Consider the following 7,728-nt stretch of genomic DNA (forward strand, 5'->3'; position numbering starts at 1 on the left):
AAGTTCTCCCGCATCGTGTTGAAGATGTACGTCATGGCCGCCGTGCCGCCTTCCACCGCGAACACGTCGAACTCGCCGACGAACGGATGCTTGCCGATCATCTCGCGGCGCAGGTACTGGCCGATGATGATTTCGGTGAGCTTGAGAATGCGGTCCGGCACCGGGTAGTTGCAGGCGAGGATGCCCTCGGCCATCTCGTAGAGGAAGTCGCCCGCCGAAAGGCCGAGCTGGTCTCTTACGTAGGACACCGCGCCCGCGAGGAAGGCGATGCCAGGCTGCCCCTTGTTCTCGCGCACGAACAGGTCGAAGCGCTCGACGATGCCCGGGCGTTGCGGAAAACCGCCCACGCCCTCTGGCATGTAGGCAAACGAGCGCTCAGACTCTCGCATGGCGAAGAGGCCCAACTGCCAGAAGCCGTGGCGCGGAATGGTGGCGAGGAAGTTGGGGTTGCCGCGCCCCGCGTTGAGCATCGAGAAATTGGCCGGGCGCGTGGCCGCGCCGCCGCCTGCCGCCTTGATCAGTTCGTCTTTCAGTTCGAACGGGCTCAGTGCTTCGAGACCTGACTTCTGCTTCGCGCCGTTGTCTTTAGCTTTCGTTGCCATGGTGCTCTCCATTGGAAGACGTTGCGCGTGCCGTGCGCGTGGCGCTTGCCTGTGCCTGCTCGCGCGCCGGCCCGCGATGTCGACGGATCGAGGGACGGGCCGCCCGCACGCGAGCGGCCCGCGCTGACTTCAAGTCATGCAAGACCGACCACGAGCGGCCCGAGCAGCGTGAGCAGCACGTTGGCGATCGCGTAGGTGATGGCGAACGGCACGGTGGGCACCGCGCTTTCCGCCTTGTCGAGAACGCCGCCGAATGCCGGGTTCGCACTGCGGGCGCCCGACAGCGCGCCGGCGAGAATCGCCGCGTTGTTGTACTTGAGCACGTAGCGGCCGAACAGCATCGTGAGAAATAGCGGCACGAGCGTCACGACCACGCCGAGCAGGAAGATCGTGACGCCGCTCTGCTTGATCGTCACGACCGCCTGCAAGCCCGAGTTCAGGCCCACCACCGCGACGAACGCCGCGAGCCCGAAGTCCTTGAGCAGTTGCGAGGCGGCAGGCGGCATCACGCCGTACATCGGATGCTTGCCGCGCATCCAACCGAACAGGAGGCCCGCGAGCAGGCACCCGCCGCCCGAGCCGAGCGTGAGCGGAATGCCCGCCACGTTCACGACGATAAGGCCGATCAGCAAGCCGAGCACGAGGCCCACGCCCATGTAGATGAAGTCGGTCTTGTTGCTGTAGGCGAGCTCGTAGCCGGCGGCCTGGACTGCGCGCTTCGTGTCGGTGGCGGTGCCGTACACGGTCACCACGTCGCCGTGCTCGAGCTTCGTCTCCGGCAAGAGCGGCACGGGCTGGCCCGCTCGCTCGATCTTCTCGATGTACACGCCGTGGCGCAGATCGCGATCGACGTTCTTGCGCACTTCGGCGATCGTCGTGTGGTTCATGCCCTTGGCCGTGAAGACGATCTGGCGCGTCTGCATCACGAGGCTCAAGCCGCCCGAGTCCGGCACCTCCGGCCCGATGAGCGTAGCCACTTCGACCATCTGCTCGCGCCGGCCCACGATGAGCACGAGGTCGTCGCGGCTCAGGACGAACTCGGGCGTGGCGTCGAGCACCTTGCCCGCTCGACGAACCTTTTCGATCGCAACGAAATCGCCTTCGGCCAGCTCGATCTGCTTGACCGTCTTGCCGGCGCCCGCCTCCACCCGGTACACGCGGCCGAACAGCTCAGGCAGCGCGGTAACCTGGCCTGGCCCCGCGGAGCCGCCGGAGCCCGACATCTCGCGCTCGACGTCCATGGAGGCTTCCTTGAGCCCGCGGCCCATGAACTTCGGCAGGATGTTCACGCAGACGATGATCGCGCCGAGCGAGCCGAATACATAGGTCACGGCGTAGCCGACCGCGACGTCGGCCTGCAGGGCCTTCACCTGGTCGGCCGGCAGACCGAGGCGCGCAATGGCGTCGCCGGCCGTGCCGATGATCGCCGACTGCGTCATACCGCCCGCTGCGAGACCGGCGGCGAGGCCCTTGTTCAGATGAAAGAGCTTCGCGCACACGAGCACTGTGACTAGGCCCGCGAGCGCCATGAACACGGACATGGCGATCTCGCGCAGGGTCTTGCGGTTCAGCGAGTTGAAGAAGCCCGGCCCCGAGTCGTAGCCCACGGCATAGATGAACACGGCGAACATCACCGACTTCACGCCGTTGTCGACCGTCACGCCCACCTGGCTCACCACGACGGCGGCGATGAGCGACCCTCCCACGCCGCCCAGCTGGAACTTGCCGAAGTTGATCTGGCCAATCCAGTAGCCGACCGCCAGCGAGAGAAACAACGCGATTTCCGGAGATTTGTGAAAGATGTCATGTAGCCATTCCATCATGCCCTCGCTTTGGGAAAGAACCGCCCGTTGCTGTTGAGGATGGCCGGCAAGCGTCGTGTGTTGCCGCGCGAGGTCGCGCGCAACACCACATGCCGCGCGAAGCCGCAGGCGCCGGCGCGCGAATGGACGCTGAGGCACACGCGCCCGACGCCGTCCCCCTGCCCGCCGATCTCAGCCGAACTTCGCCGCGAGCCCGACCACGACGGGTCCCATGAGCGGCAAGAGAATGTTCGATAAAGCATAGGTGATCGTGTAGCCGATCACGGGAGTCGAGTTGCCCGCCACGCCCACGAGCGCACTGATCGCCGGCGTGCTGCACTGCTGGCCGGCGATCGCGCCGAGCAGCATGGGCGCTTCGAGCTTGAGAAACATGCGCCCGATCCAGAGTGAAAGGAGCCCGGGAATCAGCACCATCAGGATGCCGGCCGCCGGCAGCGCGAGACCGTACTCGCGCACGAGCTTGATGGCATCGGGGCCGGCCGAGAGGCCGACTGCCGCGATGAAGGTGGCAAGCCCGAAGTCCTTGAGCACCTGGGCGGCCGCGGAGGGCAGCGAGCCCACCACGGGGAAATGCGAGCGCGCCCAGCCGAACAGGAGGCCAGAGAGCAGGCACCCGCCGCCCGTGCCCAGCACGAGCGAGACGCCGCCCACGTTCACGCTGAAGCGCCCGATCACCATGCCGAACAGCACGCCGAGGCCGAGATAGACGAAGTCGGTCTTCTGGGTCTGCTGGATCACGTAGCCGAGTTGCTTCGCGCCGCGCGCCACGTCCGACGGCGCGCCGAGCAGCGTGAGCACGTCGCCGCGATGCACGACCGTGCCGGGCAATGCGGGCACCGTGGTGTCGAGCCGCGTGATCGCGCCCACGTAGATGCCGCGGCCCGCTTCCGGCGAGGCACGCTCGCGCATTTGCGCGAGCGTGATGCCGTTGACGTCGCGCCGGGTGACCATCACGTCCACGCGCTGCGCGAGTAGTTTGGCGAAGCCCTCGCCCGACACCTCTTCGCCGAGACCGGCGGAAGCCTCGACCATGGATTCGCGGCGCCCGGCGATGAACACGGTGTCGCCCGGTTGCAGCACGAACTGCGCGTCGGCGTCGATCTGGCGGCCCTCGCGCAGCACGCGCTCGATGGTGATGTTGTTGCCGAAACGAGCTTCGAAAGCCGCGACGGCCGTGCCGGCCGCCGGCCCCACCTGGAACGCGCGCCCGACGAGCGGCGGCAGGGCGAGCCGCTGCCCCTCGTCGAGCACGCCCTCGCCGCCGAGCGTGCGAAACAGGCGCGCAGCCTCTTCTCGCAGATTCACGCGCAGGATCAGCGGCGCGACCTGGCTCGTGAACAGTACGATGGTGATGAGGCCAAAGAGGTAGCTCACGCTATAGGCGGTCACGATATGCGCCTGCAGCGCGCGCACCTGGGCGTCGCCGAGGCCGAGCTTGGTGATCGCCTCGGAAGCCGTGCCGATCACCGCCGATTCGGTCGCCGCGCCCGCGAGCAGGCCCGCTGCGGTACCCGCGTCGAGCTTCATCACGACCACGGCGATCATGACGAGCGTCATGACCGAAACGATCTCGATGACCGACAGGATGCCGTAGCGCCAGCCACGCCCGACGTTGGCGAAGAACTGCGGGCCGCCCGTGAACCCGAGCGCGAAGATGAAGAGCGCAAAGGCGATGTTCTTCAGGTCCGGCGCGATGCGCGCGCCGGTCTGCCCGAGCACGAGCGCGACGATCAGCGTGCCGCACACGCCGCCAAGGGCGATCGGCCCGAAGCGGATCGAGCCAATCAGATAACCGAGCGCGAGGCTCACGAACAGGGCGATTTCGGGTTGCGACTTCAGCAATTCGACGATCATGTCTGGCCTGCCGATTTACATACTAGTTAGCCCGAAAGCAGCTCGGAATAATCAGCGAAAAAGCACCATAAATAACACGGATGCTCAATGCAAACCCTTACTCAACGCCAATGCGACATATCTATTGCGCAGCAATAAAATCACGGCGCACATATTTCCGTTTTGTTAAACCGCCGTGAATGCCCCGCCGGCAAGTCTCACAATCCACTGAAAAACAAGGAAAATCTGTTACAAATCCCGTCAGATTCGACCGAATTCAATCGTTCGCGAACTTGTGCCCGGCCACGAAAAACACTATTCCTAACACAATTTCCGTTTGAAAGTCGCGAACGCGCACATTGCATTCCTGATTCAATTCCCATGCCGGATGAATTCTGAATATTTCACATCGTCGAAATTGCGCCGCTTTTTGAGATAGATATTGTAATTCCGACAGACTGTCAATATGATTTTTGTTCAGTTATCGCCGTCGTGCATACGAGGGGCAAAGGCCTCAAGCGAGGCTTGACTCTGCGTCGGCGCTCACGTCCGTCGGCAGTCGCCGTGTCCCTCACCCGGTCCATGCATTGAGCATGCGAGGCTAAACATGAACCAGATACACGCCATGCGCGTCTTCGTCACGGTTGCGCAAACCCAGAGCTTTCGTCGCGCGGCCGAGCAGCTCGACGTGTCCAATGCGCTCGTCACGCGCTCGATCGCGATGCTCGAAGCGCACCTGAACATCCGCCTCATCAACCGCACCACGCGCAATCTCTCGCTTACCGAGGCAGGGCAGCGCTATCTGGAAGGCTGCCGCTGCGTGCTGGAAGAGCTCGATCATCTGGAGAGCACCGTCGCGCACACGCAGAGCGAGCCAAGCGGCACGCTGCGCGTGGTCGCCGCGGGCGCGCTCTCGCCCGCCGCGCTCACGCCGCTCATCGACGGCTACCGGCGCCTCTATCCGCGCGTGAGCGTACGCCTCACGCTCGCCGAGCGGCCCGTGGATCTCGTGGAGGATGGCTTCGACGTGGGCATCGTCGGTGCCTCGCCGGCAAGGAACGGCGAGTTCGTGGAGCGCGCGCTCGGCACCACGACCTTCGTACCCTGCGCGTCGCCGGCCTGGCTCGCGGAGCACGGCGAACCGAACACGCCCGCGCAACTCGCGCAGTATGCGGCGGTGGCGCTGCCGCCCGAAGAACGCAGCGCGACGTGGCAGTTCGCCAAGCCCGGCGAGCGCGCGGAGCCGGTCACGCTGCAGCCCGGCTACGCGGTCAACAACATGCTGATGGTGCGGCTCGCGGCGCTCGCGGGCATGGGCGTGGCGATCGTGCCCGCGCCGCTCGTCGCCGAAGACTTCGCCGCCGGCACCTTGCGGCGGCTCTTGCCCGACTACGAGATCGACGAACCCGATGCGCGCATGTCGATCGTCTATCCGAGCCGGCAGTATCTGCCGGCGAAGACGCGCCGCTTTGTCGACTACACGGTCGAGCACTTCGAGCAGGCATGCAACGCGAACGCGGTGAGCGCTTCGGCGGGCTCGATGCTCTCGCCCGTCAGGCCATTGAACGTCAACTCAGGCAGCGCCGAGCTTCAGGCGATGAACGGCAGCTGAGTGGCAACTGGGCGCCGATCGAACGGCGCGTGCGTGCCAACGCATCAGTCGCGCCTCCTGCGCGCGACCGGTGCGTTAGCGAACATTCTGTGCACATGCACCGGTCCACTCGTTCATCGCCCCATTCTCGCCAATGCCAATCGATCGGCGCGCAAGGGCACCTCAGAACCGGCGCGCGTGTCCCTCGTGCCCCTCGTGCCCCTCGCGCCCGTCGTGCCCCTCGCGCCCCTCGTGTCCGTCTAGCTCCTCGTGCGAACCCGGCAAGGCCGCCTCGCCTGCGCCGCATATCTCGCGCAAGAGCACCGCTTCGCGCTCGTGCACTTCGACGGGCAGCCACAGCGCCCCCGCCCACGCGAGATAGCGGGCGCGGTGCTGGCCATTGCGAAACGCCACCACGCCCTCGTGTGCGAGACCGAGCCAGCCTGCCACGCCCGGCACGCGGCGCTTCGAGATCGTCACGTAGGGCATTTGCGGCACGCGCTCGTTGCCCGGGTCGAGAAACTCGCGAATGCCGCGTACCTTGCCGGAATGCCAGTCGTCGACGGGCTTGAGCACGTAGTCGGTGTCGTCGCGATCGGCGCAGACGAGCAGTTTGTGCAGATCGACGATCACCACTTCATGGCGCGTGCCATCGGCGGTGAAGACGCGCTTGAAGCGCACATGGTCATACCCGTGGTGGTCGGGCAACGGGACGATCCACAAGGGTCCAGGGACAGGGGATGGCGCGGAATCCGAAACAGATGTGAGGCTGGACATGGACGTCGATGGCATGCAGGGTGAAGGCGCGGACCATAAGATTAGAACCGGACCAAGCTACGGCGGGATCATGAAATTTTTGTGACGCATGCAGGCCGCATAGGAGAAACGCGCATGACTGGCATGACTATCGAGACCTTCGGCGAGCACGTGCGCATCGAAGCGCAAGGCCGCATCGCCACGCTCGTGCTCGAGCGTCCGGCACGGCGCAACGCCATCGACAGGCCCGTGGCGCATGCGCTCGCCAGCGCCTTCGCGCGCTTCGAGGCCAATGCGCAATGGCTGGCCGGCGTGCTGTATGGCGCGGGCGGCACGTTTTGCGCGGGCGCGGACCTCACGGCGCTCGCCGACCCCGAACGCCGCAACGAGATCCAAGCCGACGGCCGCGGCCCGGGCCCCCTCGGCCCCACGCGCATGTCGCTCAGCAAGCCCGTGATCGCCGCTGTGGCGGGCCATGCGGTGGCGGGTGGGCTCGAACTCGCGCTGCTGTGCGATATGCGCGTGGTCGAGGAAGACGCCGTGCTCGGCGTGTTCTGCCGCCGCGTGGGCGTGCCGCTCATCGACGGCGGCACGGTGCGCCTGCCGCGCCTGATCGGTCTCTCGCGCGCGCTCGATCTGATCCTCACCGGGCGCGCCGTCGATGCGCAGGAGGCCCTCGCCTTCGGTCTCGCCAACCGCGTGGTCGGCAAGGGCGGCGCGCGCGCGGCGGCCGAGCAGCTCGCCGCGCAACTCGCAACGTTCCCGCAGGCGGCGCTGCTCGCGGACCGCCGCTCGGCGCTCGAAAACAGTGCGCTGCCCGATTTCGCCGAGGCGCTGCGCCGCGAAGGCGAGCAAGGCTATCGCGCGGTGCTCGACGAGGGGCTCGCGTACGCCGCGCGCTTCGCGGCCGGCGAAGGTCGTCACGGCGAAGCGCTCGATTCTTGCAGGCGCGGGCGCGACCCACTACATTGAAATTGACCCGCGCCGCCGCCAATCCTGCGTCTGCCGCCATTCGCCATGACGTCGAGCCTCGTTGCGTCTTGCGGCAATCCTCAGACGAACCGCCCTGGCGCCCCCTTCCCCGATGCCGCATCACGGGAGAGTTCGCATGCCGACGGATCGA

General features: G+C 66.2%; 5 protein-coding genes and 1 pseudogene. 2 read left to right on the forward strand and 4 right to left on the reverse strand.

What is annotated here, in order from left to right; all coding sequences use genetic code 11:
• The 3 genes and pseudogenes from VMJ11_RS27105 to aspT (VMJ11_RS27115) form a co-directional block, all read right to left on the reverse strand.
• A pseudogene (locus VMJ11_RS27105) lies at window positions 1–602 on the reverse strand (bifunctional aspartate transaminase/aspartate 4-decarboxylase); the annotation flags it as partial.
• Window positions 603–736: 134 nt separating this feature from the next.
• Entirely contained in the window at window positions 737–2,422 is a 1,686-nt protein-coding gene (aspT, locus tag VMJ11_RS27110) for an aspartate-alanine antiporter (RefSeq protein WP_325623541.1), read from the reverse strand.
• 174 nt (window positions 2,423–2,596) lie between these two features.
• Window positions 2,597–4,279 (reverse strand): aspartate-alanine antiporter, encoded by a 1,683-nt coding sequence (gene aspT, locus VMJ11_RS27115; protein WP_325623535.1) that lies wholly within the window; start codon window positions 4,277–4,279, stop codon window positions 2,597–2,599.
• Between the two features lie 586 nt (window positions 4,280–4,865).
• Here aspT (VMJ11_RS27115) and VMJ11_RS27120 point away from each other — a divergent pair.
• Entirely contained in the window at window positions 4,866–5,870 is a 1,005-nt protein-coding gene (locus tag VMJ11_RS27120; protein WP_325623537.1) for a LysR family transcriptional regulator, read from the forward strand.
• A gap of 162 nt (window positions 5,871–6,032) precedes the next feature.
• On the opposite strand, the gene VMJ11_RS27125 is transcribed toward VMJ11_RS27120, so the two are convergent.
• The gene (locus tag VMJ11_RS27125) at window positions 6,033–6,626 is read right to left on the reverse strand and encodes a plasmid fertility inhibition factor family protein (protein WP_325623539.1); all 594 of its coding nucleotides are present in this window, start codon (window positions 6,624–6,626) and stop codon (window positions 6,033–6,035) included.
• Between the two features lie 123 nt (window positions 6,627–6,749).
• Here VMJ11_RS27125 and VMJ11_RS27130 point away from each other — a divergent pair, with 123 nt between their 5' ends.
• A complete protein-coding gene (locus VMJ11_RS27130) occupies window positions 6,750–7,577 on the forward strand; it encodes a crotonase/enoyl-CoA hydratase family protein (protein ID WP_325623543.1) in 828 nt (275 codons plus the stop codon).
• Window positions 7,578–7,728 lie beyond the last annotated feature (151 nt).

The organism is Paraburkholderia sp. (assembly GCF_035501035.1).
GTDB lineage: Bacteria > Pseudomonadota > Gammaproteobacteria > Burkholderiales > Burkholderiaceae > Paraburkholderia.

What these genes read in the sequence shown, in the direction of transcription:
- aspT (WP_325623535.1), bottom strand. Translation starts at nt 4,279, where the DNA reads ATGATCGTCGAATTGCTGAAGTCGCAACCCGAAATCGCCCTGTTCGTG.
- aspT (WP_325623541.1), bottom strand. Translation starts at nt 2,422, where the DNA reads ATGGAATGGCTACATGACATCTTTCACAAATCTCCGGAAATCGCGTTG.
- VMJ11_RS27130 (WP_325623543.1), top strand. Translation starts at nt 6,750, where the DNA reads ATGACTATCGAGACCTTCGGCGAGCACGTGCGCATCGAAGCGCAAGGC.
- VMJ11_RS27125 (WP_325623539.1), bottom strand. Translation starts at nt 6,626, where the DNA reads ATGTCCAGCCTCACATCTGTTTCGGATTCCGCGCCATCCCCTGTCCCT.
- VMJ11_RS27120 (WP_325623537.1), top strand. Translation starts at nt 4,866, where the DNA reads ATGAACCAGATACACGCCATGCGCGTCTTCGTCACGGTTGCGCAAACC.